Origin of the sequence: Paenibacillus sp. Lou8.1 (assembly GCF_024213565.1) — a bacterium.
GTDB classification, from domain to species: Bacteria; Bacillota; Bacilli; order Paenibacillales; family Paenibacillaceae; genus Paenibacillus; species Paenibacillus polymyxa_B.
Genome location: NZ_JANAVN010000006.1, coordinates 253770 through 280398, shown reverse-complemented (window position 1 = coordinate 280398; position 26629 = coordinate 253770). Strand labels below are relative to the sequence as shown.

At 44.4% G+C, this 26629-nt stretch carries 25 protein-coding genes; 19 read left to right on the top strand and 6 right to left on the bottom strand.

The features are described 5' to 3' along the window. Positions 1–63: 63 nt before the first annotated feature. On the top strand, positions 64–459 hold the full coding sequence (locus tag NLX78_RS26715; RefSeq protein ID WP_367988021.1) for a hypothetical protein: 396 nt from the start codon (positions 64–66) through the stop codon (positions 457–459). Positions 460–588: 129 nt separating this feature from the next. Continuing rightward, entirely contained in the window at positions 589–1551 is a 963-nt protein-coding gene (locus NLX78_RS11075) for a helix-turn-helix domain-containing protein (protein WP_367988019.1), read from the top strand. A gap of 88 nt (positions 1552–1639) precedes the next feature. Here the strand turns inward: NLX78_RS11075 and NLX78_RS11070 are convergent, their stop codons facing one another. Both NLX78_RS11070 and NLX78_RS11065 read right to left on the bottom strand, forming a co-directional pair. After that, positions 1640–2887: an S-layer homology domain-containing protein gene (locus NLX78_RS11070; protein WP_254350399.1), complete on the bottom strand. Its 1248-nt coding sequence runs from the start codon at positions 2885–2887 to the stop codon at positions 1640–1642. Positions 2888–3192: 305 nt separating this feature from the next. Beyond that, entirely contained in the window at positions 3193–4953 is a 1761-nt protein-coding gene (locus NLX78_RS11065) for a methyl-accepting chemotaxis protein (protein ID WP_367988017.1), read from the bottom strand. Between the two features lie 379 nt (positions 4954–5332). Between NLX78_RS11065 and NLX78_RS11060 the strand changes: the two genes are divergently transcribed. Beyond that, positions 5333–6535, top strand: a complete 1203-nt coding sequence (locus NLX78_RS11060; protein ID WP_254350397.1) for an MFS transporter — start codon at positions 5333–5335, stop codon at positions 6533–6535. Between the two features lie 100 nt (positions 6536–6635). On the opposite strand, the gene NLX78_RS11055 is transcribed toward NLX78_RS11060, so the two are convergent. Beyond that, positions 6636–7796 carry a hypothetical protein gene (locus NLX78_RS11055; protein ID WP_254350396.1) on the bottom strand — a complete coding sequence of 387 codons (1161 nt, stop codon included), beginning with the start codon at positions 7794–7796 and terminating at the stop codon, positions 6636–6638. A gap of 309 nt (positions 7797–8105) precedes the next feature. Between NLX78_RS11055 and NLX78_RS11050 the strand changes: the two genes are divergently transcribed. The 13 genes from NLX78_RS11050 to NLX78_RS10990 all read left to right on the top strand — a co-directional run bounded on the left by NLX78_RS11050 (position 8106) and on the right by NLX78_RS10990 (position 20218). Beyond that, positions 8106–9116: an ABC transporter permease gene (locus NLX78_RS11050; RefSeq protein WP_254350451.1), complete on the top strand. Its 1011-nt coding sequence runs from the start codon at positions 8106–8108 to the stop codon at positions 9114–9116. 36 nt (positions 9117–9152) lie between these two features. Beyond that, positions 9153–10061 carry an ABC transporter permease gene (locus NLX78_RS11045; RefSeq protein ID WP_061829644.1) on the top strand — a complete coding sequence of 303 codons (909 nt, stop codon included), beginning with the start codon at positions 9153–9155 and terminating at the stop codon, positions 10059–10061. A 35-nt stretch (positions 10062–10096) separates the two neighbouring features. After that, entirely contained in the window at positions 10097–11689 is a 1593-nt protein-coding gene (locus tag NLX78_RS11040; RefSeq protein ID WP_254350395.1) for an ABC transporter substrate-binding protein, read from the top strand. 134 nt (positions 11690–11823) lie between these two features. Continuing rightward, positions 11824–13095, top strand: a complete 1272-nt coding sequence (locus NLX78_RS11035; RefSeq protein WP_254350394.1) for a M20 family metallopeptidase — start codon at positions 11824–11826, stop codon at positions 13093–13095. A gap of 13 nt (positions 13096–13108) precedes the next feature. Next, entirely contained in the window at positions 13109–14044 is a 936-nt protein-coding gene (locus tag NLX78_RS11030) for a DUF1177 domain-containing protein (protein ID WP_254350393.1), read from the top strand. 63 nt (positions 14045–14107) lie between these two features. Then, a complete protein-coding gene (locus tag NLX78_RS11025; protein WP_250260796.1) occupies positions 14108–15097 on the top strand; it encodes an ABC transporter ATP-binding protein in 990 nt (329 codons plus the stop codon). Next, positions 15081–16082 (top strand): ABC transporter ATP-binding protein, encoded by a 1002-nt coding sequence (locus tag NLX78_RS11020; RefSeq protein WP_013311307.1) that lies wholly within the window; start codon positions 15081–15083, stop codon positions 16080–16082. Before NLX78_RS11025 ends, NLX78_RS11020 begins: the two co-directional genes overlap by 17 nt. A 214-nt stretch (positions 16083–16296) precedes the next feature. Further along, positions 16297–16740 (top strand): Hsp20/alpha crystallin family protein, encoded by a 444-nt coding sequence (locus NLX78_RS11015; protein WP_250266386.1) that lies wholly within the window; start codon positions 16297–16299, stop codon positions 16738–16740. A 258-nt stretch (positions 16741–16998) separates the two neighbouring features. After that, complete coding sequence (locus NLX78_RS11010; protein WP_254350392.1) at positions 16999–17985, top strand: phosphotransferase; 987 nt, start codon at positions 16999–17001, stop codon at positions 17983–17985. Positions 17986–18088: 103 nt separating this feature from the next. Further along, positions 18089–18424: a hypothetical protein gene (locus NLX78_RS11005; protein WP_254350391.1), complete on the top strand. Its 336-nt coding sequence runs from the start codon at positions 18089–18091 to the stop codon at positions 18422–18424. Continuing rightward, a complete protein-coding gene (locus tag NLX78_RS11000; RefSeq protein WP_254350390.1) occupies positions 18411–18929 on the top strand; it encodes a hypothetical protein in 519 nt (172 codons plus the stop codon). The genes NLX78_RS11005 and NLX78_RS11000 overlap by 14 nt, the downstream gene beginning before the upstream one ends. 36 nt (positions 18930–18965) lie before the next feature. Next, positions 18966–19625: a DUF2625 domain-containing protein gene (locus NLX78_RS10995; RefSeq protein WP_254350389.1), complete on the top strand. Its 660-nt coding sequence runs from the start codon at positions 18966–18968 to the stop codon at positions 19623–19625. 56 nt (positions 19626–19681) lie between these two features. After that, entirely contained in the window at positions 19682–20218 is a 537-nt protein-coding gene (locus NLX78_RS10990; protein WP_254350388.1) for an SMI1/KNR4 family protein, read from the top strand. 79 nt (positions 20219–20297) lie between these two features. Here the strand turns inward: NLX78_RS10990 and NLX78_RS10985 are convergent, their stop codons facing one another. Next, complete coding sequence (locus NLX78_RS10985) at positions 20298–20882, bottom strand: RBBP9/YdeN family alpha/beta hydrolase (protein WP_254350387.1); 585 nt, start codon at positions 20880–20882, stop codon at positions 20298–20300. Positions 20883–21169: 287 nt separating this feature from the next. On the opposite strand from NLX78_RS10985, the gene NLX78_RS10980 reads away from it, so the two are divergent. After that, positions 21170–22915, top strand: a complete 1746-nt coding sequence (locus NLX78_RS10980) for a methyl-accepting chemotaxis protein (protein ID WP_254350386.1) — start codon at positions 21170–21172, stop codon at positions 22913–22915. A 114-nt stretch (positions 22916–23029) separates the two neighbouring features. Here NLX78_RS10980 and NLX78_RS10975 read toward each other — a convergent pair whose 3' ends face one another. Next, complete coding sequence (locus NLX78_RS10975; RefSeq protein WP_254350385.1) at positions 23030–23599, bottom strand: DUF1697 domain-containing protein; 570 nt, start codon at positions 23597–23599, stop codon at positions 23030–23032. A gap of 34 nt (positions 23600–23633) precedes the next feature. Further along, positions 23634–24284, bottom strand: coding sequence for a hypothetical protein (locus tag NLX78_RS10970; RefSeq protein ID WP_254350384.1), 651 nt, complete (start codon positions 24282–24284; stop codon positions 23634–23636). Positions 24285–24496: 212 nt separating this feature from the next. Here NLX78_RS10970 and NLX78_RS10965 point away from each other — a divergent pair, with 212 nt between their 5' ends. Both NLX78_RS10965 and NLX78_RS10960 read left to right on the top strand, forming a co-directional pair. After that, positions 24497–25489 carry a hypothetical protein gene (locus NLX78_RS10965; protein ID WP_254350383.1) on the top strand — a complete coding sequence of 331 codons (993 nt, stop codon included), beginning with the start codon at positions 24497–24499 and terminating at the stop codon, positions 25487–25489. Next, the gene (locus NLX78_RS10960) at positions 25489–26577 is read left to right on the top strand and encodes a hypothetical protein (protein ID WP_254350382.1); all 1089 of its coding nucleotides are present in this window, start codon (positions 25489–25491) and stop codon (positions 26575–26577) included. Before NLX78_RS10965 ends, NLX78_RS10960 begins: the two co-directional genes overlap by 1 nt. Positions 26578–26629 lie beyond the last annotated feature (52 nt).

Here is a 26629-nt window from a genome sequence, read left to right as displayed (position 1 = left end):
CTAGCCTGCCTCTTACGGCGGGCTTTTTATTATAAAAAGAATGAGTGATGTGGAGGGATATACATGGGGGAAGCGTACAAGCTGGACTGTGATACCTGTGCTTATACTAAGAACATATTTGTAGGATTTGGTTTTGCATATATGAGTTTGAAATCCATTGCTTCGTTTGTACAGGATGCTGCCCTTAAACGACGTATTGAGGAATTCATAGGCAACCCTTCGACGAGATATGATGCTTATAACGCTCTATATGTGTGTCCGACCTGTCAGGCTATGCGCAATGAATTGTTTATAGAGATGAAATCCGACTCATCACAGTATAGGAGTTCTTATGCTTGTCCTAGATGTACGAGTGTCATGGAAAAGAAACACATTGAAAACAATGCTCCTCATCATTTAAGCTGCCCAGCATGTGAGAAGGGTAAATTGAAGGCAACGTTTTATATGGATTGGGATTAATAGACCCCCGAATGTCTCCACATCTTACTCCAATAGGTCTGGTCAAACCATTCAAATTCGGCTACTATTATTGATAACGATTCTCATTTGTAGCATCGGAATGAATGAAAACATTTGAGGTGGACGCTTGTGAATTCAAACTCGTTATCATTAATATATCAGCATTATTTGGAAAAAACTCCGTTTAGACAACAGAATGAGCATACGTATATGATGTTACCGGAAGCGGGTCATGGGCATATCTACCGAGTTACAACTTACAGCGGAATTGAGATTGTATATTCGCACATTCAATATCACGAGCCGTATCCGACCAATTTTTCTTCCAGAGGCCAAATGATTGAACTTCAATTTGCGCTTTCCGGTCAACGTCATGTGAATGTGGCTGGTCTGGATTATACACTCCCGATAGGGCAGGGTGCTCTTATTTTTTTACAGGATTTCAAAGCATGTTTCCATCCTCCGGTTAACGAACAATACCAATCATTTGCACTTGGCATTCCGATTTCGTTGTTTAATTATGCGGCTTCACAGTTAGCGGCTCGTCGGCAGGTAGCTATTGAATTTAATCAAATTCTTAAGGGAGCTGCATTCCATCACTTTAGTTTTGAACTGGATCACAGAAGTATAGTGATGATTGAACACTTGATCAAAGACTTGAAAAGTGTGCATAAATCGCCTTTGTTAATGGAAGCAGCGGCACTTGAGATTTTAAATCGATTTATGATTCAATTATTTGATTTAACACCTATGCCCGAAGGTTTGTCTAAAGATGATGTCAGAAAGCTGCATATGGCTCGGGAGATCCTTGAATCCAGCATGATTGATCCACCTTCGCTGATCACATTATCCCAAAAGGTTGGATTAAACGATTTTAAATTAAAAAAAGGATTCAAAGCCTGCTTTGGAACTACTGTATTTGAATATTTGCGCCAAATTCGTCTCGATTATGCGATGAAGCTGCTCCGAAGCCAAGAAAGCAATGTGACTGAAGCTGCGATGGCTGTTGGATATAGCAATGTGAGTGCATTTTCAGAGCAATTTTTCCGGGAATACGGAGTGAAGCCATCCTCCTTAAAGAAGGTATTTTAAAATTTATTTTTTGACCGTTTTTTAAAAATATCAGGTAAATAAAAAGCTGGAACCCTGTATAGAAAGGATTCCAGCTTTTATTTGGTGCTTAATTCACGATAGTTTCAGTACCCTCTGGATTGATGGTTGAAGTATGGGTACGAGACGCTTCTTCAATATTTTTGAATGCCCAGTAATCTGCGGGTACATCCTTCCATGTAGCCTGGGTCGTACCTTCCAGAGGTCCTCGTTTTAAGATAGTGTTCAAAATTGTAACGGTTTCTACTCGTGTTATATATTGATTGGGTTGGAAGCTGCTGTCGTTAAAACCAGTAATCCATCCTGCCTCAGCTAGCGCTTTAATTGAATCTCTTGCCCAATGCTTTTCGATATCGGTATAAGGTGATGCTGCGGTTTGTGTTCCTTTAAGCTGCTTCCAGGATGCGAGTATTGCTGCCATTTCTGCACGGGTAATGGGTTGCTCTGGCCGAAATGTTCCATCTGCATATCCATTCATGAAGTGTTGTGTCGTGAGTGCTATAATTGAATCCTTTGCCCAATACGTGCTAGGTACATCTTTGTATGTCGTTGAGCCTTCTTTTGTCTCCAGCTTCATAATCCTAGCCATCATCGTGGCAGTTTCAGCTCGTGTAATCGACTGGTCCGGTCGGAATGTCCCATCGTGATAACCGGTTATATATTTTTCATGCATAACCTCTGGTTGATCAACTGGCTTGATTTCCAGAGTCGTCGGCAAATCTGTCGGTAAAACCGATGGTGATGAAGGTGTGGTTGTTTCGCTAGAAGAAATAGACTCACTACTATCTGTACTATCCTTCTTATCTTTTTTACTGCTACTGCTGCCGTTTCCAGTAGTAGCACCAGTTCCGCCAGTATTCCCAGTGTCTGCATCTCCATTTATAACCTGTATATACGCTTCAGAGGTACTCGGGGCAAATCGAGCATCCCCACTATATATAGCAGTAATCGGGTGACTTCCCACACTTAAATTGCTTGTGGTATAGGTCGCAGTGGCATATCCATTTGCAATCCCATTTGGCGTCATCGTAAGCGTATCTAATATATTCGTACCATCCATAAGAACCACGGTGCCAGTTAAATCCTTCGTAATTTGTGGGGTTGAGATGGTTTTGATGCTAAACGTTACGGATTGACCTTGTTTAGAAGGATTTGTCCAACTCGTTACCGTGGTTTCAGTAGCATACACAGCATCTGTTACACTAGGTACTGGTGAGGAGGTCGCATACACAGCACTCCCAGAAAAACTCCATGTCCAGGTCCCAAATAAGACGATAACAGCAAGATAAGATAAACAAAAAGACTTGATTTTACTCATAAACTTCCTCCATAAATTTCTGGTGTCACGATGAACAGACTAAGATCCTCCATGATGACTAACCTGCTAATATGATTTCTTACACTACTGGATTACTATACTAAATGCTTCTGAACCAATTCTGAACAAAATCGACAAAAACCATGCCCAATTAACAGATCACGATTTGCAAGCCCTTCATAAAATGAATGGTCAGTTTAGCGCGACGTTTCGGAAAAAAATGAGCCTTCTTACCATGAACTAATGCTAATCTCACGGTAAGAAGGCTCTTCATGAAACCATATTGGAAACTACAGTTTATTCCACTAGTATTTAAATTTGACCGTTAGGTCCTGTAACTTCTGAGACATATCCGACAAGGTCGTTGCCAGGCTGGTGATCTGCTGCATTGAAGCCAGCTGCTCTTCTGCAGACGCTGCAATATTCTGCGAGTTGTCCGCCGCTTGAAGCGCTAGACTCGATACGTTCTCTCCGCTCGCTGAAATTTCCTGGACACTTGCGGTTATTTGCTCCGTAATGCTCGCGAGCTCTTCTGTTTGCTGTGCGATATGATTGGTGGACGCCACAATTTTGTTAAACTGCTGCTCCGTCTCATTGGCAATTTTAATACCGGAGTCTACATCCTGTTTTACGCGTTCCATGGTCTTAAGCGAATGCTCCATATCTTTGCGCATATTCTGAATCAACTCGGAAATCTGCCCGGAAGACTGGTTCGATTGTTCGGCCAGCTTTCTCACCTCTGCAGCAACGACGGAGAAACCGCGGCCTTCTTCGCCTGCACGAGCAGCCTCAATCGAAGCATTTAATGCAAGCAGGTTGGTCTGCTGTGCAATATCCGTAATGGCATGCAGCATCGTGTCGATCTGTTGAGTGCGTTCATCCAACATTCTCATAACCGCATCGGTTTCATTGACGGAATGGTTAATCAGGTCCATTTGCTTCACCGTATGTTGTACAGCAGTACCACCAACGCTCGCCATTTCCATCGCGTCTGCAGACGAATCAGCAATGGCCAAGGAGCTCTCCGTGATCCGCTGCATACCTATTGAAATTTCTTCAAGCGAGCTGGTTGTCTTCTGGAGCATCATCTGCTGCTCCTTAGCACCGGCCGCCGATTCTTGAATCGCGATGGTGATGTGCTCGGTTGCCTGTCCAGTGTGCTCTGCTCCAAGGGTCAATTCTTTCGAGGAAGTAGCTACCTGCTTTGTGGACAGATTTACCTCACCGATCAGAAATCTAATATTTTTAATCATATGATTGAAGTCCTGTGCAAGCTCGCCGATCTCATCTTTTGAATGAATTTTGACTTCTTCGACCGTTAAATCACCGTCCGCAACTGCGTTAAGTCGTTTTGCGATCATGATGATAGGCTTCGTAAAACGTCCCGAAACAAAGCTTACGATAATTGCTCCCAGAATAACCGCAACAGTCGTAATAATCAGGACAATATAAAGGACTTTGGTCGCTCCGCTGTTAAATTCGTTAAAATATGCTCCAGAACCGATGATCCATCCCCAATAAGGATCCTTTTCAACATAAGAAATTTTCGTCTCCACTTGATCTGTACCAGGTAAAGCCCATTTATAAGTGACGAATCCCCCGCCGTTTGTACCGACTTCTACAAACTCTTTTCCCACATGCACACCGTCTTCCGACACGGCATTCATTAAATTCTGGCCTTCATTTGAAGGGTTCATCATTGAAACGGCATCTTGGTTGACTGCCCACGGATAACCTGTTTTACCTACAGTATATTTAATCTTTATCGGTCTTTTGTTATTATCATCTTTTACACCGAGCAGCTCGATGCGCAGTTTTTCCTGTGCTTCCTCCAATGTTAAATTACCGGCTTCGACTTGCCCATTGAGGAAACTAATCATACCAATTACCATTTGCACACTATTCTTAAGTGCCACTTTGCCTGATTCATTCATTTCATTCTTGGAAACAAAATAAGAACTGATTCCTATTACGAATGTGGGTACAATTAAAATAATTAAGCACATTATGGTTAACTTCGTTCTTAGTGATCTCACCTTCATATTTGATCCTATCTTTGTTTTCACTGCATTTCCCCCTTAGACATCGATATACAGACTCAACCCACAATTGCGCTAGTTACTAAAGGGTAAAAAGACTGTACATCATATATCGTAATAACATGTCAGGAAGTTAAGCCCTTTCATCTTGTCAGCGATGAAACCGTCTAAACTTCGTATCATGTTACGGCCCCCAGGTGAACTATGCGTCAAGGCCACTATAATCAACGGAACCCATTGGATCATAGAATTAAGATCATCTTATACTGTCCTGAAGGCTGGCGCTGTTTTATATGCTAAATTAAATCCGTTTAACCGCAAATTTATCCGTATACAGGCAGTAGTTTCTTGGTATGCTCCGTATACTTCTGCATAGAGAGAATCTATACCAGAGGAGTGTGCGAGGATGAATAGAATCAAAGGGAGCATCTTTTTCAGTGTTTTTGTGGCTATGCTAGGGCTCATGCTCATTGCTCCAATTATGCCGCCCCTTATTCGTGAGCTGGGGTTAAGAGAAAGTCATTCTGGGTTAATTATATCGCTTGGCTCCATAACGATGGCCTTAATGGCTCCAATTTGGGGGAATCTGAGTGATGAAAAGGGACGCAAGCCTGTGATTTTACTTGGATTCATAGGGATGTGTGTAAGCTGCTTGCTGTTTACGCTTACTCTTTTTGCAGGATTAAAGGGTTGGCTCAGCGGGGGAATGCTGTTAGTCCTGCTGATTGTTACACGCGGCTTGATCGGCGGGTTTATCCCGGCGGTATTGTCATCCTCCCAAGCTTACATGGGAGACGTGACCGAGGGGGAAGATCGAGGTAGTGGCATGGCTATCATTAGCGCGGCCAATGGACTTGGATTAGTATTTGGGCCCGCTATTGCAGGCGCCTTTACTTTAATAGGCTTGCTGTGGCCTCTGTATTTTGGAATCGTGATTGCGGCTGTAGCATTTGTAGTGGCCTTGCTGGCAATTCCGTCTGCCAAGCCTGTTATTCAGCAAAAGCCAGCTCGGATTAACCCTTTTCAACCTGGTCTACGAATGTATTTGTTTGCAGGTTTGGTTACGATGATTAGTATTGTGACCATCCAGGTTATAGGTGGATTTTATTTTCAAGATCAATTAGGCCTTTCATCCGAAGAAACAGCAAGAGTGGTTTCCTTTGGGCTTATGTTTTCTGGGGCAGCGATGTTGATTGTACAGATCGTTCAAATGAAATGGCTTAAATGGCAACCCAAGCCGATGATTTTGCTCGGCTCTCTGTTCCTTATTGTCGGTATGCTGCTATTTCTCATGTCAGCCAGCGTGGTCGTTTACTATTTTGCGTTCTTTATGTTTGGTATAGGTACAGGCTTGCTAATGCCTGGATTTATGGCCGGGGCTTCTCTTTCTGTCAGTAAAGAACAGCAAGGAGGAGCCGCTGGTCTGGTGGCCACTGTCCAAGGCATTTCTGCGATTATTGCTCCTATTTTGACAACGACGCTATATCGGGTGGATAAATATATTCCTTTTGCTCTTATAGCAGTTCTGGTAGCTGTTATGGCCGTCATTATGTTGGGGATAAGAAAGAGAAAAGGGAATAGTGAACTGGTATCTCAGAAGGCCAAATAAATAACAGAATTGTTTGATGAACCCATAGGCTTTCGCGCTATATTCACGGGAAGCCTATTTTGTTTGCTGGTTTGAATGATAGTCAAAAGGTCTCAATTGTCTATTTCATATTGGTGGCGAAGATGCGATGAAGTGGAGGGAAGGAATGTACAGGGTGCTGGAAGAAGAGGAGCGTGCTGCGGAATGGCTCGAGCTGTAGCCGAAGACAATACTGGATATACCTTTGAACCGCTGCTTCGAGGGGCGACCGAACGGCGAGCGCTGAGTCGAATGCCTCGTTCCTTAACCTCTGCTCCCATTTGGTATCTCCCATAAATTTGCTGGCAGATACAGCAAGCTGATATTGATCGGTCCCCATATGTTTAGCGGCAGGTTGAAGAATCTCTTTTATCGTTTGCCATAACGAAGCGGCCTGCCGGCTTTCTGCTCCAAAATGGAAGATGATGTGGATACAGGCCGTAATAATATTGCGTCCAAGTCCGTACAGAAACCATTCTTCTTCCTTAGTAATAAGCGGAATAATGGTTTCCATCGTTTCCCATGCCTCATCCAATCGCCCTGCTTCAATGAACTTCTCTGCTAGACTAGATGCAGTAGAACAGTAGTTATGATGATTCCCTTCGGTTTTCTCTATTTCGGTCAGCTTTTTAAGAGCTTCAATTTCACCTTCTGCATGGTTGCGCCATCTCTCATGATAAACGAGTGTCTGCAAATTTTCTTTGTTCCAATCCGTCTGATCCTTGATCCACAAATCGATAAATAATGATAGATAAACATCTTCCCCGAGCTCGCTCGCGATATTGATGCAATCCTCGATATTAGCTGCATCTTTGCTGAATAAATATTTTTCCAAAATCAACTCTGGGTCAAACCCGGCATATGTATCGAAATTGGCCTCCTTGGCCTGCTGGAACAAGATTTGGTCCTGCTCACGCTCATACTTTTGCAGTAAAAAAACGGCGTAATACAGAGCATCGCCAATCCCCTGAAAACTGTTCGTTTCCCTGTCTATAATCTCATTAACGAGCAACCTTCTAACAATCGGTTCGTAATGGGGGGCATATCGATCCTCGCGATTATACAAAGCCAAAAGCACCTTCAAGCGATTGGTATAATTGGCATCACTTTTTCCATATTTCTCACTGTGCTTTTCCAAATAATCGACCTTCGAAAAATCGGCGTGATTACCTATTAGACTCTGCAGCATTTCATCATAGGGTGTTATCATCTGATCCAACAGCTTTCTGTAGTTCGTTTCCAATACTGTGATTCTCCTTTCCTGATCGACCTAATACTACAATCCATATTTACAAAAAACAAGCGATTTCCTTTTAAAAGGGGATTGCCTGTTTTGCATTATGCTGTTTTTGATTTCTCAAACCGGATGAATACATAACATTTAAACTACATATTGAGTCACTTTAGTGCACGGACGACAAATTTCGTCATTATTTTTAGTTATTCAGGACGTGGAAACCGTTCTTGTTCCTTAGTACAATGATAAAAATAACAAGTGATGAAAAGAAAGATGACAAAGAGACGAGGGATTACGGATAAGGGGGGACGGACTGTGGCCGTATACACACTACGTAGATTGGTACAAATGATTCCAGCACTGCTTGGTATTGTCGTCATTACATTCATGATCTCAAGAGTGCTTCCAGGTGATCCTGCCGTGATGCTTGCGGGGGAGCAGGCTACACCCGAGACGATTGAAAATATTCGAAGCAGTATGGGACTGGATCAACCGAAGTACATTCAATTTTTCCATTATGTAGTGGGATTGTTCCAAGGTGATCTGGGTCAGGCTTATCACACCGGACAGTCAGTGGCAAGCGACTTTGCTACCCGGTTTCCAGCAACCATCGAGTTGGCGCTGGCAAGCTTGGTTATTGCGATTCTGGTGGCAATCCCGATCGGTATTCTGGCGGCAACCCGTAAAGAATCGATTGTTGATCACATTTCGCGCGTGTTTTCCTTGATCGGTGCATGTATGCCCATTTTCTGGATTGGACTGTTATTCATTTATATTTTCTATGCTAAATGGGGCATCGCTCCTGCGCCGATGGGTCGAATTAGCGGTGACATCAATCCGCCGACGCACGTTACGGGACTTTATGTACTCGATAGTCTGATGACCGGTGATTTTGTAGCTTTAAAAAGCAGTTTATCCCATTTGGCTCTGCCAGCTGTCTGTCTCAGCACAGGCACTATGGCGATTGTGGCACGGATGATGCGCTCCAGCATGCTGGAAGTCATCGGTCAGGATTTTGTTCGCACAGCCAGAGCCAAAGGTCTGCGCGAAGGAATTGTCATCTATAAGCACGCACTCATTAACGCTTTTATTCCAACGCTTACCGTACTTGGTTTGCAGGTCGGTTACCTGATTGGTGGAGCGGTTATTACCGAAACCATTTTTACCTGGCCAGGAGTGGGCAGTTATGTGACGGACTCCATTTTGGCAGCTGATTACGCACCGATTCAAGCATTTACCCTCGTAAGTGCGCTGATTTACAGCTTTATCAATCTTGGAGTCGACTTGGTCTACGGATTGATTGACCCACGTATCCGGTACGAGTGATAACAATGAAGCACAAAAGTAGGGGGAGGTACTCGGATGAGCACTGCAAGTGATTTGGTAGCAAAAGCGGCTGTACCTCAGCCCAATGCAGCCGCTATACCGAAACGTAAGACCTTTTGGCGATTACTGTTTGGCAATAAACTCGCTTTAATCGGATTCATTTTTATCGTTGGCTGGACGCTCATTGCCATCCTCTCATCATGGATCGTTCCACATGATCCTTATGTAACCGACCCGGCGAACAAGCTGCTGCCGCCAAGTGTAGAACATTGGTTTGGGACCGATAATTACGGACGCGACATTCTCAGCCGTGTTATTTACGGAGCCAGAATCAGCATATGGACCGGGATGATCGCCGTGTCGATCTCATTTATCATCGGCGTACCGCTTGGAGCCATCGCAGGTTTCTATGGTGGTCGAATGGGCAGCATTATTATGCGCTGCATGGATATTCTGTTGGCTTTCCCGTCGCTGGTACTCGCCATGGCTATTGCTGCAGCGATGGGACCAGGTCTGATGAGTGCACTTATCGCCGTGGGCATTGTAGGCATACCCGAATTCGCCAGGCTGATTCACGGACAAACCATCTCTCTCCGGGAAAAGGAGTTTGTTGAGGCCAGCCGGGCGATTGGTGTAACGAACGGAACGATTCTGTTTCGCCACATCTTGCCTAATGCCCTTGCCCCACTGCTTGTGAATGCAACGCTTGGAATGGGCTTTGCCATCCTCACCTCAGCCAGTCTCAGCTTCCTGGGACTCGGTGTGAAACCCCCAATTGCTGAATGGGGCGCAATGATTTCGGAAGGGCGAGCGTATATCATTTCTGGTGAGTGGTGGATTGTAACTTTCCCGGGACTTGGAATTGCGACAGCTATTTTGGGCTTCAATTTGCTTGGAGACGGTTTGCGGGATGTTCTTGATCCTAGACTGCGCTCTAGCAAATAAAAATAAATAGATCATTAAAGGGGAGAACGTAAGCCATGTTGAAAAAAAGTCTTTCTCTAATTGTCGTCTTGTCTACGTTGCTATGGACGGCAGGCTGTGCGAGCAATGCTAACAGCCCGTCCGCTTCATCTGGAGAGAAGGGCGCAGATGCCCCATCCCCACCAAAGACGATTACACTTGCTTACTCGGAGGGAGGGTCAACCATGGACCCTGCTGAAGCAAGTGATCTTACATCGGACACCCTTGTGCTTGCGCTCTATGATCAGCTTGTGACCTACGGCAAAAAGTCTACGGATAGCGGCGAAGTGGCAGATACGGAAGCCATTAAGCCCATGCTGGCTGAAAAATGGGATGTGTCCGCGGATAACATGACTTATACGCTCCATCTGCGTAAAGACGTTAAATTCCAAAGCGGCAACCCGCTAACCGCCAATTCCGTGTTGTATTCCTTTGAGCGGCTTAAAAATTCCGATTCCGGTAGCTTTCTGTATGGTATGAGTTCCATTAAAACCGCTACAGCGCCAGATGAGCACACCGTTGTCGTTACATTGTCCCAACCCAATCATATGTTTCTACAAATCCTGTCATTGTACAACTTCTCCATTGTGGATGATGTGCTTGTCAAAGAAAATGGCGATGGTGACTATTTGAAAACACATGCGGCAGGTTCAGGCCCGTTTAAGCTTGAAAAATGGGACCCTGCGACAGAAGCTGTCTTTAATGCTAATGACAGCTACTGGCAAGGAGCGCCAAATCTGAGCAAAGTAACGATGAAGTTTACCAAGGAAGCTTCCAACCGTGTACTTCTGCTGGATAAAGGCGATGTGGACATGGCGATTGAGATTCCTGCAAAGGATGTTTCGAAGCTGGAAACCAACGCCGATCTAAAGGTTCAATCCAATGCAAGTAACCGGATTCTGTATTTCGCCATGAATAACAAAGTCAAACCTTTTAATGATCCAAAAGTGCGTCAAGCGATTGCTTATGCCATTCCTTACGACCAATTAATCGACGATGTCATGTACGGTCAAGCGAAACAAATGAAGAGTTCTGTAGCGAGTAACACGCCTGGCTACACCGATGCGGGTTACAACTATAAGCACGACCTGGACAAAGCAAAACAGCTGCTTACAGAAGCGGGTTATCCTAATGGGTTTAATTTTGACCTGACCCTGGGTTCCGGCTTCCAGGACTGGGCAGATGATGCCGTATTGATTCAAGCTGAACTTGCCAAGATTGGCGTAAAGATGAATGTTGTCAATGTTGCTCGTGCACAGTTCCTTGAACAGCAACGAGAAGGCAACCTGACAGCATACATTTCCAAATGGACTTCCTTCGTCAACGACCCTGGTTATCATCTCGGGTTTCTGATGTACAGCGGCGGTTCATCGAATTATATGCATTACGCTAATGCAGAAGTGGATAAGCTTTGGGAACAAGCAGGCAAAGAGCAAGATGAAAATAAACGTAAAGAGCTGTATGGCAAAGCACAAGAGCTTATAAATCTAGATTCGCCATGGGCGTACCTGTATGAGTACAATCGCGTTGTTGGCATGAGCAAAGATGTCACTGGATATGTCTACTACCCAGATGAGGTTATCCGATTCTATTCATTGAATAAAGAGTAAGTTGTGATCTTACCTTATGCCTTCGGTTTTTACAGCCGAAGGCTATCATTTTACACCTGAAGGATGAAGCTGATCCCGATGGATCGTAAAAATTGTAGTTGGCTAAATGGAAAACGTGAAGGGACTGAATGGAAATGACAGATTGGAAAACGTTAGTTCTTGATGAAATAGATAAACGGCAGGACGAATTGCTTGAGCTATGCTCGCGGTTGATTCAATTTCCTTCGGAAAATCCTCCAGGTGATTCACGCGAAATTAGTCAGTTCATTATGGACTATCTTAAAGAAGCAGGTATAAAAACAACGGTGCATGAATCCGGGCCGAATATGTGGAATCTCATTTCTGATTATGGCGCTGAAACGGCGGACGGAAAAAAACTGATTTTCTGTGGGCATACAGACGTTGTGCCGGCAGGGGATCGTACTCGTTGGGATTTTGATCCGTTTTGTGGTGAAATACGTGATGGCTATCTCTTGGGTCGCGGTGCTTCGGACATGAAAGCAGGACTGGGCGGATTAATATTTACCGTTGCGCTGTTCTCCAAATTGGGCGTACCACTCGAAGGTGCGTTGTCGTTGCTTGTAGTTCCAGACGAGGAAACCGGAGGTCATCTTGGAGTACCTTGGGTGCTGGAAAGAAAACTGATTGAAGGAACAGCTGCTGTGATTGCAGAGCCTTCAGGCCCGCAAAACCCGACCATCGGGCAAAAGGGAAGCTGCTGGTTTGAATTTACTGTTGAAGGCACACCGGGTCATGGCAGTTTGCAGCCAATTGCAGGTGAAAGTGCTATTTTGAAGGCGGCAAAAGGGATCGAAGCGCTGCAACAACTGTGGAACATCAAGCCGGACATCCCGGAAGAAGTCCAAGAGATCATTGAAATTTCCAAGCGTTATGCAAGCGAACGGGAAAACCCGAGCTATGGACAAGCGTTTGATCATGTAACGGTGAACATTGGTACGATCCAGGGAGGCACGAAAGTCAATGTGGTTGCGGACCGTTGCACAGTGCAAGTGGACTCCCGTGTTCCATTTGGCGTAGACCACCGGGATGTACTGGCCAAAGCCAAAGAATTGCTTGCAAGTGTTGGCATTGACGCGGAGCCCAAACAATTCGGATTTTATGGGAATGCCAACTGGACCCCTCCAACCGAGCCGATTGTACAGGAGCTTGTGGAATCTATCGCTGAGGTCAGCGGTAAAGAGGCCTACGGCGTACTGCAATGGGCAACCAGCGACGCACGTGCATTCCGCAAATACAATATCCCTGTATTACAATACGGGCCTGCCGAACTGTCGACCATTCACAATTTTAATGAAAAAGCTCCGGTATGGCAGATCATTCAATCTGCGAAAGTATACGCCTTGACGGCGCTTAAATATCTGAAAACAACACAAAAAGAAACATAAGGGGATCTGCCGTATGATGAAACAAGTTTTTGAAGTTTATGACCTTTTGGATAGCCCGTTCGCCAGCGGGGCAGAAGTCAAAGCTTATTTGGAACAACTGGGTCAAGCGGAGATTACGGTCACCACTGTGCAAGGTGAAAAGGGCTCTACGGATTTTATTAAAATTGTCATTGCCGGTAAAACGGGTCGCATTCAGGGGGGCGATTCTCCAACCTTGGGTGTAGTAGGGCGACTTGGTGGACTAGGAGCACGACCGGAAATGATCGGATTTGTATCCGATGGTGACGGTGCAGCAGCGGCAATTTCGGCGGCGGCTAAACTTTTGAGCATGCAGTCCAAAGGAGATGTGCTTGACGGAGATGTGATCATCTGTACACATATTTGTCCAGATGCACCCACTCAGCCCCATGATCCGGTTCCATTTATGGATTCACCCGTAGATATTTTGACGATGAACAAATATGAAGTGACACCCGAAATGGAAGCGATCCTGTCCATTGATACGACCAAAGGGAATCGGGTCATTAACCATAAAGGTATTGCCATTTCCCCAACGGTACGTGAAGGCTACGTGCTACGCATTAGTGAAGATCTCGTCGATATTGTGCAGACCGTTACTGGCGAACCGTGTGTCACGTTTGCTGTAACTACACAGGACATCACACCTTATGGTAACGACCTGTATCACATCAACAGCATTTTGCAGCCAGCGGTGGCCACTTCCGCTCCAGTGGTTGGTGTAGCCATCACGGCCGCTGCTCCTGTCCCAGGCAGTGCAACGGGGGCCAGCCACGAAAGCGATATTGCGCTGGCGGCCAAATTGGCTGTAGAAACAGCCAAAGCTTATGGACGTGGGCAATGCTCTTTTCATTCGGAAAAGGAGTTTCAACATATTACTAAATTGTACGGTACCATGAAGCATCTGCAAACGATGGGTAAGTCTGAATAAGCTTATTCCCTAAGATAAAAAGAACATGAAGGTTCAATGATGGACAAGGAGGAGGAAGAGGGCATGACACAACTGCTTGAAGTAACCAACCTCCGGACGGAGTTCAAGACTGCGGCTGGCACCATCCGGGCTGTGGACGGCGTCGATCTATCGGTTGGCAAAGGCGAAACACTCGGAATCGTTGGCGAATCCGGGTGCGGCAAGAGCATTACCTCCCTTTCCATTATGCAGCTCCTCCCCAAGGGACTTGGGAAAGTAGCCGCTGGTGAAGTACGATTTAACGGTGAAAACATGCTGGATTTTTCGGAGCGGAAAATGCGCTCGATTCGTGGCAACGAGATGGCTATGATTTTTCAGGAGCCCATGACTTCGCTAAATCCTGTGTTCAAAATCGGCAAGCAAATTGCGGAGTCTGCCCGCTACCACCACGGTGTAAGCAAACACAAAGCAAAAGACATGGCTGTGGAAATGCTGACGAAAGTAGGAATTCCACGTCCAGAAAAAGTAGCCGCTTCTTATCCGCATGAACTCTCGGGCGGTATGCGCCAACGGGTGATGATTGCGATGGCGATGGTGTGCAATCCGAAGTTGCTGATCGCCGATGAACCGACAACGGCACTCGATGTAACCATTCAAGCACAGATTCTTGATTTGATGCGTGAGCTACAGAAGTCCGAAGGAACTTCCATTCTGATGATTACTCATGACCTTGGTGTCGTTGCTGAAATGTGCGATCGGGTCGTGATTATGTATGCCGGACAAGTCGTAGAAGAAACGGATGTTAAAACGCTTTTTAAAGATCCCAAGCATCCGTATACACAAAGTTTGCTAGCCTCACTGCCGCAATTGAACAGTGATCAGGAGCGTCTGGCTTCCATTCCGGGCCAGGTTCCCAACCCGCTCGATATGCCAAAAGGCTGCCGCTTTGCACCGCGTTGTCAGTTTGCTAAGGAAATTTGCCGTGCAGAGGCCCCGGAGCTTACAGAAGTGGAACCCGGACACAAAAGCCGCTGCTTGCTACAGCAGGAGGGATATCATGAGTACACTGCTTGAAATACGTAATTTGAAAAAACACTATCCGATCAAAAAAGGACTTTTTTCCAAACAAGTGGGAGCAGTCAAAGCGGTGGATGGTATTAACCTGACTGTACAGCAGGGTGAAACCCTGGCAATCGTGGGAGAATCCGGCTGCGGCAAATCCACAACCGGACGGGCAATACTCAGATTGATCGAACCGACGGATGGAGAGATTCTGTTTAATGGCACGGATATACGTAAGCTAAACACAGAGCAGCTGCGCAAATTCAGAACGGATATGCAGATGGTGTTTCAAGATCCGTTTGCTTCGCTTGATCCCAGATGGACAGTACAGCAGGTGCTGGAAGAACCGCTTATCACGCATGAAAAGCTAAGCAAAACGCAGCTCAAAGAGCGGGTGGAAGAGCTGCTCGAAGTGGTCGGATTGTCTCCTTATCACGCACATCGTTATCCGCATGAGTTCTCGGGTGGTCAACGCCAGCGGATCGGGATCGCACGGGCACTGGCGCTTCATCCCAAATTTATCGTGTGTGACGAGCCAGTCTCGGCCCTCGATGTGTCGATTCAGGCGCAAGTGCTCAATCTGATGAAGGACCTGCAAAAACAATATGACCTGACGTATATGTTCATATCCCATGATCTGTCGGTCGTCAAATTTATCAGCGACCGCGTGGGTGTGATGTACCTGGGCAAGCTGGTCGAACTCGCACCGACCCAAGCAGTGTTCAGAGAGCCGCTGCACCCGTATACAAAGGCGTTAATGTCTGCGGTACCTGTAGCTGATCCGGAAGCGGAACGTGATCGGATTGTACTTAAAGGGGATGTGCCCAGTCCAGAAAATCCGCCAAGTGGTTGTGCGTTTCATAACCGCTGCCCGGCAGCCATGGAGATATGCAGCAAAGTACAGCCCATCTTTGCCGAAGCTGCACCGGGGCGGCAGGTAGCCTGTCACTTGTATCCAGCTTCTACGCCGGAACAAGCGATAGCAGGGCAAGCCTGAGTTGGCTGACAAAGAATATGTAGTCTCTTGTGAAGTCAAAAGGTCAAAAAAGGTCAAATTGATTGAAATCTAAAACTATTTTTGACAGATCGCTTAGGATCGGGTTATTTCAGTATTTTCAGCCTCTTTTGAACTTTGAGCCTCGCTCTATTCGGTATTATAATATGAATCGTAAGGAACACAAACAACAACCAATTAAAAGGAGCTGATTTTCATGTTTGATCTGGTCCCATTTCGTAAAAGAAATGAAGACTTCTTTGGACAAATGTTTAAATCCTTCAATGGTATGGTTGATGACCACTGGCTTGCTCCATTTGGCAGCAACTCTCAGACGTTTCGGACGGATATTCGTGAAGAAAACGACAGATATCTGGTGGAAGCTGAGCTTCCAGGCATTGCAAAAGAAGATATCGACATCGATATTGCCCATAATTATTTGACGATCCGTGCTAAACGGAATGAATATCATGAAGAGAAGGATGATACGAATAAAATGATTCGACGGGAGCGCCGTTCTGGGGAATTTGTCCGACGCTTCTATGTGGATCATGTTGATGAAGAAGGCATTAAGGCAAAACTGGATCAAGGTGTATTGAAACTTGAAATTCCTAAACGTCAGGGTGACGATCGTTCCCGCAGACAGATCCAGATTGACTAAAGGGGTATGATGTACAAGACAGGGCTGATTAATCAGTCCTGTTTTTTGTGTACGTCCTGTTTAAAAAGACTCGATCACATTGTAAGTGAGGTATTCCTCCTTCGGTTTAAATTCTTATGAATTAGAGTCGCCCTCTGCTATAAAATAGGCTATCTGCTATGCTAAAATAATGAAATTACCTGTAAAGCTATTATAACCATACTTCTCGCATGCCGGGGTCAGCCGATGCTATGGACACGAAGAAGGGAGGATACATCCTTGGAAGCAATACTAAGACGGCACTGGCCGGAGTGGAACGGAACGCTGCAGAAACGAACCGGGGGTTGGAATAATACGACGTATTTTGTTAAGAGTGGTGGACGAAGCGGGGTGCTGCGCGTCTACGATACACACAGGGATCGGGATAAAATTGAATTTGAGCATGCGGTTTTGCAGGAGCTGAGTAAGCATTCTCTATCATTCAGAATACCCCAGCCTATTCCGACGGTCACGGGAGAGACGCTTGCTCAACTGGAGAGGGAAAGCGGTAAATATGTGTGTCTGTTCAAATACATAGAAGGCGTATCACCCCTGGAGCAGGATTCAAGCTTTGCCTATTCTTTGGGCGAGGCTACGGGCGAATTATCGGCTGTGCTTGCGACATTCAATCTTGATATGACCCCAGTCTATCGACCGTATTATGCTTTGCAGCAATCCTATCCATTGTGTAACCGGGAAACGGTTCAAGGCTTTTGTTTACATCCGCCTGAGCCTCTAAAGGATTTGCATGAAGAACTGCGATTAATAGGAGAGGTTTATGAAGAGATTACAGATTCGCTTCATGCATTGGAAGAGTTGCCACATCAGCTTGTACATGGGGACTTGAATGCTTCCAATTTGTTAATAAAGGATTCGGATCATAGTCTAGTCACTGCATTGCTTGATTTTGAATTTTGTACGCTAGACGTTCGGGTCATGGAGCCGGCGGTCATCTTATCTGGATTTTTGGGACAACCGGAGGAGGAGACAGCAGTTCGGGATTTTTGCCGGGGCTTCAGCCGCCAGGTTCATTTAAGCCACAACGAGATTGATGCTTTGCCTGTATTGATGCTGCTTAGGAAGGTAGATGTATTTCTTCATTTTTTGAGTCGCTTTCTGGAAGGAACGGATCAGTCACATGTACTGCAAGAGCAGGTCAAACAGATCTCTGCCGACTTGCTCCAGCTTTCTACCAGCAGTAGCTGGATTCAGGAGGAGTTGATCTAAGCTGTAATGTATAGGAATAAATGAGCTGTATGCCATGTTATGTTATAGTCTCTGGAAAAATTGAGCTGAGTCCATTGAGATGTACTCGGAACTGGAGGAGTAGATGAATAGTTGGTTAACGAACGCGTTACGACCGTACTTCGGGCTGGAGGCGCTGGAAGAGCATTGGGACGTGGTAGAAATTAAAGATGGATACTTTATTTGTATGGACGGGGATGTCATTCGCAAGCGAATTTCTTTTACTGAGGATACCTATGGAGAAACCGATGTAGAGATTCTTACGCGTGACCGGGCATTTGTTTTGCCTAAAACGGCTCGTGGCAAAGAGAAAAAGCTGAATTACACAAGTGTTTCGAGCATCAAGGCGGAAGGCGTAACCTTTTCAGCAGGCATTCGAAGGTTTGATTTTTTAATAGGAGGAGCACATGAAGTATCTTAAAGATTGCCCGGAGCCAGGCATGGGAACCTGGTATTTTGAAATAGATTCGGATGGAACAGCCTATCGACAAATTGTCATCCAGGATGATGGCACGTATATCGCCTCTAATCGCAAGCACGAGCAGTATCATTTCTTATTAGCTGAGAAAGCGATTGATGATACAGAGCCCTCTTATACGCAAATTACAAAAAAAGAGTTTGAAGAAATCTGGTCCAATTATCTTCACACCTTCAATCAGGAATGGCATCAAATCAAAAATGCACTGCCCGTTGGGACTAAGGTAAAGGGTTATATTGAAGCATTTTTCCCACACGGTACGATTATTCATATTTTCCAGCATCATGCGGTCGGATTGTCAGACACTCGTACATATGAGGAAAAGACACCATCCGAGTGGATGTATCCTAAGCATGAGGTCACGGCAATTGTAAAAGGATACGACGAAGTGAATCAGTGGGTGATTTTAGATCAAACGCAGGTTTTCAAACATCAGTTTGTAGGTTGAAAGTGAATTTTGGAATATGCGGGAAGGGGAATGAACATGCATACTTTAACGGTTGATGAACTGGTGGATAAGGATAACCATGCATGGGAAGAGGTCACAAATATTCTGAAAGAAGGCCGGAATTCTCATCACATTGTATCGTCCAAATCGGAATCCGCTACGGGGGACACGCTGTACCGTTTGCAGGTGAGTACGAAGTCGTATTTGGGAACAGTTGCCTATGAGACAGGAGGAATCGTGTTTGATTACGGTTGGATCACCTTGCTGGGTGCGGGTGGCTCTGGAATTTTTGGTAGCTTGACCTCATGGAACGGACTTCAGGAGCCAGAAAGTGTTCCTGCGCTTGAGGGGATGCTGATTGTGGCTTATGATGCAGCAGGTGGATTTTTTGGATTGGATACAGGGAAATTCGGACGTAGCGGTCATATCTACTATTTTGCACCAGATGCATTAGAATGGGAATCCACAGAGCTGGCCTATTCCGGTTTCTTGAGCTGGTTGGCTGAGGGAGATTTGGACTTGTTCTACCAGACATTCCGCTGGAACGGTTGGCAGAAGGATATGGAGCAACTTCAGCCGGGAGAGGTATTTGCATATTATCCGCCGCTATGGACTCAGGAAGGTGGAGGGGAGACTAGCAGCAAGTCGCCTATAGACATTACAAAAGTATGGCAGGCGGTAGTGGATAAGGAATAGCTTGCTCGGTAGAAATAACAACTCTTAGAGGCATCGAGGTATGGAGGTTGGCTGATATGTGGAGTATTCACTTTGAACAGCAGTTTGTAAAAAGTCTGGAAGCAACGGATGAACAAATCGCAAATTTTTTGAAAACATGGAACATAAAGCTATCGGAACAAGAGATTCACGAAATCAAGCAAAGACAAGTGAACCCTTTTCCAAAGTCGTCTCCATTCTATGATCAATATAAACCTTTAGATCCTATGAGCTGGCATCTGCCCCAAGGGCAATTTCCTGACAGCTATATGGATTTTTTGAGATACTCTAACGGCGGGGAGTTTCAAAATGGAGAACGTTATTTTCAGTTTTTCAATACCGAAGATTTGAGAGAAATGAACCTTGCCTACGAGTTACCGGAATATATGCCGGGTGCTGTATCGTTTGCGATGGATGGGTGCGGAAACCACTATATGTTTGATATGAGAGAGGAAAAAAGAAACAATGAGTATCCCGTTCTTTTTGCTCATTCTGGTAGTTTGGGATATGACGAATGTGAACAGGTTGCCCATTCATTTATAGAGCTGTGTACGGAAAAATGGGCATTGTATTGATGTATTGAACCCGCAATAATGAACCCTTCGCCGGTTTCATTTTGCGGGTTATGTAAGTTTTCAAACTAAGCCTGTCTTGCTACTTATTTGCATTTATCATTTTAATTAACACTTGATATACCATCGGTAAGGTGGTGAAACCGTCACTTTGTAAAAAGTGTCCTCCATGGTCTACTTCATGGAAATCGGCTTGGATGTCTTCAGCTAGTTTCTTACTGAGTGCAAAGGGCACAATTGTGTCATCCTTTGAAGCGATAACTGAACGCGCTTTTAGCGAATCCATGATTTGCTGATAATCCAAATGGCCATTTGTAAATTCATCTAATGACGGTAGACTCGGCACTGGATCAGTAAAACCGGAAACGAAAACGAGACCACCAAGTGGTTCTGGGATACTTACTTGCTGTAGGTATCTTAATATGGATACACATCCCAAGCTATGACCAATAAAATAGGTGTCTTTATGTAGAACTTTAATATTTTGTAATAGATGCTCGATCCACTCATTAAGTTTGGGGGATTGCGAGTTGGGCATCTCCAGTATACCTACCGATACTCCATCTTCCTGTAATTTGTCTTGTAACCAAGGGAACCAATGATCGGCTGGCGAAGCTGTGTATCCGTGGATTATATATACTTGTTTTTTATTTTGTATGTTTGTCACAATACTTTCTCTCCCATCATTCAGCGTTCGTTGTTTATATGTGCCCTACTTCGTGTAAGGACTCCTCTTCTAGTTTAGCAAATTCTTTAAGCCCATGACTATCTAAAATTTTGAGTTACATAGCAAATCCAAATATGAAGTTGCCTACTATAATATTCTTATTTTTGCAGTACCGTTATTTTACTTATAAATTTAAGCGCTTTCTACCGATATATAGATATATATATCATCACGTTCTGTGATCTGCAGCGTGAACTATTATCCATAGACGATCTGGAGGGGTTTGGATGAGTAACAAGCTATCAGACAGGACTAAAAAAGGAAAAGGTTTTAGAGATTTAAAGGTTACGACAACGATGATCTCCATGATTGTAATCAGCTTAGTGGGTTTACTCATTGTATCGTTGGTAGGGGTTATCGGTATGTATCAAGCTAAAGAGGGTCAAGGTATTTTGTATGTGGATCGCTTTCAACACCAAACGAATATTCTTGAAGTCAAAAGTGATTTCTATAATATGCGGGCTAATTATACCAAAATACTTGACAATAAGGAGTACACAGATAAACAGTATAAGCAAGTGCAGAAAGGAAAAGATAGCGTTACAACCGGACTAAATGAATTCTCACAAAGGAATTTGGATGCTAAGGAACAGAAATTGTACGAGGAACTACGGGGGAGTATAGACACATATTATCAGGATATTGAGCAAATCATGGCAGTCAAAAAAAATAGCGGAACGTATGACACGGAAGAGAGAGGCCGGATTAATAAATCCAGTACGGCCATTGTTACGATGTTGACTACGATTTCAGATTATAACAATGAGCAATCCGCCAACTTATATCAAAATACGCAAAATGAGATTAAAATGCGTACAATTGTTTTGATCACGGTTCTGGCCCTCGTGCTGGCTATTCTTATCACCATCTCCTTTGCGGCTATTCGAAATATCCGTTTTCGGATGAGTACAATTACGAAATACTGTGAGGAGATTACCCAAGGGAATTTAACGGCAGCACTTGATCCTACCTTGCTCAAAGGAAATAATGAGATCGCTGTCATTGCTCGTGCCATTCAACAAATGACAGATTCAACCTCAATGGTCATAACGGGGGTTATCAATGAGTCACGCCAAATTAACCAACTGAGTGACCAGACGAATCATAATATGACAGATCTCAATGAGCGGATTAGAGATGTATCTGCCACGGTCGAACAGCTGTCAGCAGCTATGGAAGAGACTTCGGCATACACCGAAAATATGAACCATTCTGCGGAAGAAATGCAGCGGGCAGCAGAGTACATTTCGGTCAAAACTCAAGAAAGAGCTCAGTCTGCCCATGATACAAGTGTAAAAGCCGAAACATTGAAGCATGCGGCTAGTGAATCCAATAAAGCAGCCAAGGAAATTTACCGGAAGGCCAATGAAAAGATGAAGGAAGCGCTAGAACGAGCCAAGGGCGTAGACCAAATTCGTTTACTTTCTCAGTCCATCTTAGAAATTACGGCACAAACCAATTTGCTGGCTCTAAATGCATCCATTGAAGCGGCTCGTGCGGGTGAGTCAGGTCGAGGGTTTGCGGTTGTGGCTAACGAGATTCGCAAGTTGGCAGACGGCTCCAAACACGCAGTAGACCAAATTCAGAGTGTTACTCAAGAAGTTGTGCAATCTGTTGAGAATTTAACTACTAATGCGGAAGAATTACTGCACTTCCTGCAAGCCCAGGTAGGCAAGGATTATCAGCTGCTTGAGGATACAGCAGGACAATATTACAATGATGCCGTGGAGCATACGAACACGGTCAATGATTTGAACGCCACCTCTAAGCAGGTGAATGAAACTATCCAAACCATGGTGAGAGCAATCCATGAGATTGCAACAGCCAGCGAACAGTCTGCTATATCCACTCAGCACATTGCAGAGAATATGGTTTCATCGACGGAGAAATCTCTTGAAGTGGCACACCAGTCTGATCAGGTGAAGGAAAGTGCTGCGCGACTGAATGAACTGGTCGAAGGCTTTAAAATTTAACGAGGCCTATCGTAAAGACTAGGGAGAACATTCCATCGAAGAAAAACAGTTGGGGAGCCGAACAATAGGCTCCCTTTTTGAGTTTACTCTTCTAAGGTTGCTTTTGGACTACAGTCAAGAGCTCGTATCTCGTAGCTCTTCCTGTTCAGCCGTTTGCATCAGCTTGTAAATCTGTCGTGTTGTGTTCACATTCCGCACCGTCATTTGCTGATACAGCTTGGTGCCGACTAATTTCGTTAACCCGCTTTTTGTGACTTGTTCTTTGCTGACAGAAAACAGAACGGCCCCGTTCGTATATATTACATGGCCTATTCCCGGTTTCAAAGGTAGCTTGTCCAGAACGGAAATATCGTTAATTTCATCCCACAGGAACAATACATCACTTTTCATCTGTGTATCATTAGACCATTCATTCGGCAGTGCCTCTATAATGGTCTGAATCTCCTTCATATTACGAACGATGACGCGGATGGGTAAGCTAAAATCCTCTAGAATCGCCTGCTCCAATATGAGCGATAATTCCTCGTTGGACTGACCTTGACTAGAAAAAATAATGTTTCCAGAATTAATGTAAGTCGTCACATGCTCCATACCTGCATTTTCAAACGTTTGCTTGAGCTTCTTCATCTCGATCTTGTTATTGCCGCCAACATTGATGCCCCGCAGTAATGCGATATAGATCATAAAAAGTCCCACCTCTCTTTAACAAAAAGGATTTTTAGGAAAGGGATAGGTATTCCAATAAAAACGTAGTTTGATTTTCGCTCAACAGCGGATGCAGCAATGGTTTTACGTGCTCGATATATGCTGCTTTGGTTTCGTATGTTTCTTCATCTTTCACTTCTCCCTTAAAGGTACAGGCACCTTCAATCAGGATGGAAAGAGCAGTAAAGAAGTTAGCCAAAGAGTCAGCCACCTGCTGCGGCGCACCGCCTTCGAATGCAGCATATACAGGGGAATCGGGTGCGCTAGTATCGACAATGACTGGATCGTCATTAAAAGTGGCAATCACGACATGATGGGGCGGCCACGAAGAAGATTCTTGGACAAGCTCACCAGATGTAATCCAGCGATAGCCTAGTTGTTGGCGATACAGATGTTCTGGTGCAGCAAAAAAGAGGACAGCAGCATCCCCAATTTCAACTGCCGCATTTTTCAATTTGTGTGTACCTGCTGCCTTAGCATCGATCATTTCATAATGGCTATACAGATACTCAAGTTCGGGGGATACAGGAATCTGGCTGTCCCAGCAATCTGAAATTTTCTCCATCCGGGGCTGGATGTCGTGGTTTTGGAACAGCCCGTAGGCTTCATTATACAAGTTTTGTTGTTGTACAAAACGGGACAAAGCTTCACTTAGTTGTTTCAAGAATTTCCATTCCTTTCTAATTGTAGGCTATGACCTCCGACAATAACGTTTCATTTCTAGCATAAAGATATCATAATACAGACATGGAGAACATATGTTTCTGTAATTGCACCACCTTGCCAGTCTAACCAGATTAATTTTACAATATAGGAGTTCGAACATGTTTTGTGCTTAGTTTAGTATGCTCAGGCTTACTTGTAAGGAGGATAAGCATGTCATTTTCTAAAATATACGATTACAAATTAAGAGCTTATTTTAATGAGCGTATTTCTGATTTAAGTCATGAATATCTATTTTATTCTTATCCCGATCAAGAGCAAAATTTAAGAATATTAACCCTGAATATAAACGAGCAGGATTATGTTTCTCTAGTGCGATGGCATGATCTGTTTGACAGGTCGCTATTTACAAAAATGGATCATCCCATTCTAAGCGTAGCGGATGCTGAACGCCTGATTCGATTGCTTTCGCTCATTTTTAATGTTTTTGATATACATAAAGATGTTGCTTATAGGAGAAAAAACTTATTTTGTTTTTATTATCAATATCAAGTTTCACATCTAGCAGAGAGAGGCAATGAATTCACGTTTGCTCAGGACAGACTATATTTCCTTCAACATCTTTTATTTGAACTGGGTTTAGGTGACGACATTTATGATCGTTTAACGATTGAAAATAATAGGATCATGTACAGAATGGAAGACGCACAACATTATGATCTGCACATTCTTATTAACATTTTGCATGAGCATATTCACAAAATTAAGATGGATATGGATACACAAGCAGCGCTGGAAAAAATAAAATTTTTACAAGGCCAATGGGTTAACTTCATACTGGGTAGTCATGATGTATATGATTTTCCATTCGATGATTTCAACAAGCCGTTTGTAGAAGCAACGATGTTTATACAAGCCTATAACTCTAATAAAAATAGGGTATTAGAGGTGCTGATCGACTGTATCAATGAGCATCAATCTCCAACAGAGCAGTTCATCTCCAACTTGATCTTGATGAATTACTCCTATTTTGTTCTCAAAAGTAATCCTAGCGAAATTACATATCTTAAGTTGTTTTGCAAGAAAAAACCGGGAGTTTTTATGAAAGTATTGACTGCATTGCTTGATATCAGATTTTTTGTTGATAAATCCAGCTTCACAAATGCGGGTATAAATTATTATTTATCCAGAATAAAAGGGGTTTAATGATGCCATTCCATCACGTTTCTTTACCTGATTTACCACCGTCTATCGGACGCCTTACAGCCATGCATCCACTACAGGGCGACTCTCAGGAAAGCATAACCCTGCTGGCACTAAACACACAAGCAGAACTGTGGAGACTAGAACTTCGCTCTGGCAGCGCAGAATTGTGCACACGTATTTGTATTCCTGATTTTAATCCCATGCAACCTGTCCAAATGGTTACCAGTTCTGATGGCAGCTATGTAGCTATCTCCAATCGTTTTGGACGGCATGCGGCAGTGTATGATTTAGTCCATGCTCAAGAAAAAATGCAATTATCTCGGGACGAATATCACTACGATAAAAGTATGTTTCCCCTGGCATTTGTACACCAAGATGGTGCATGCATTCTTGTTCATGGGACGGAATGGAACCGGCTTGATCTGACGGATGTAGAAACAGGCATGCTTTTGACAGCAAGACCTACCCCTATTTATAACAGCGAAAACAAAAATGAGCACTATCTAGATTATTTTCATGGGAGGCTACTGATTTCACCAGGGGGAAAGTGGATTGCGGATACGGGATGGGTATGGGCTCCATTAGGAGTGGTCCGAACTTGGTCGTTATCGGATTGGCTGCTGAATCCATGGGAATCGGAGAATGGTCCGTCAATTCGCCATCTTTGGCAAACCATAGATTGGGACGGGCCAGTATGCTGGACAGGACCCGATACATTGGCGGTTTGGGGACAGATGGATGCTGATTTACTGGAGGAGGAAGATTGGGGAGAGGAAGGAGTTGAACCGGCTGTTGTCCTATTCGATATGACCCAGCCCGGGTACCGACGTGTGCTTCCAGCGATCCCCTCCCTAAATTGTAAGCCTGTTGAAGACGGGGCTTTTCCTTTCCCCCAAGCGGATATGGCCATTTGCGGTGACCGATTATTCTTATGGGGAAAAGGAGTCCCGCTTCAGGTATGGCGGCTATCAAGCGGTGTTCGGGAATATGTAGATACGGAGCGGCTTCCACTCGTTTACCATCAAGAGGCAGGAATTTTCATTGAATTGAAACCGGATAGCCGTTGTAAAGCCTTAAGCTACGAATAAATGGCAGTGTCGGGCTTCCTTCCTGGCGAGATGGGAAAATATGCGTTAGTTA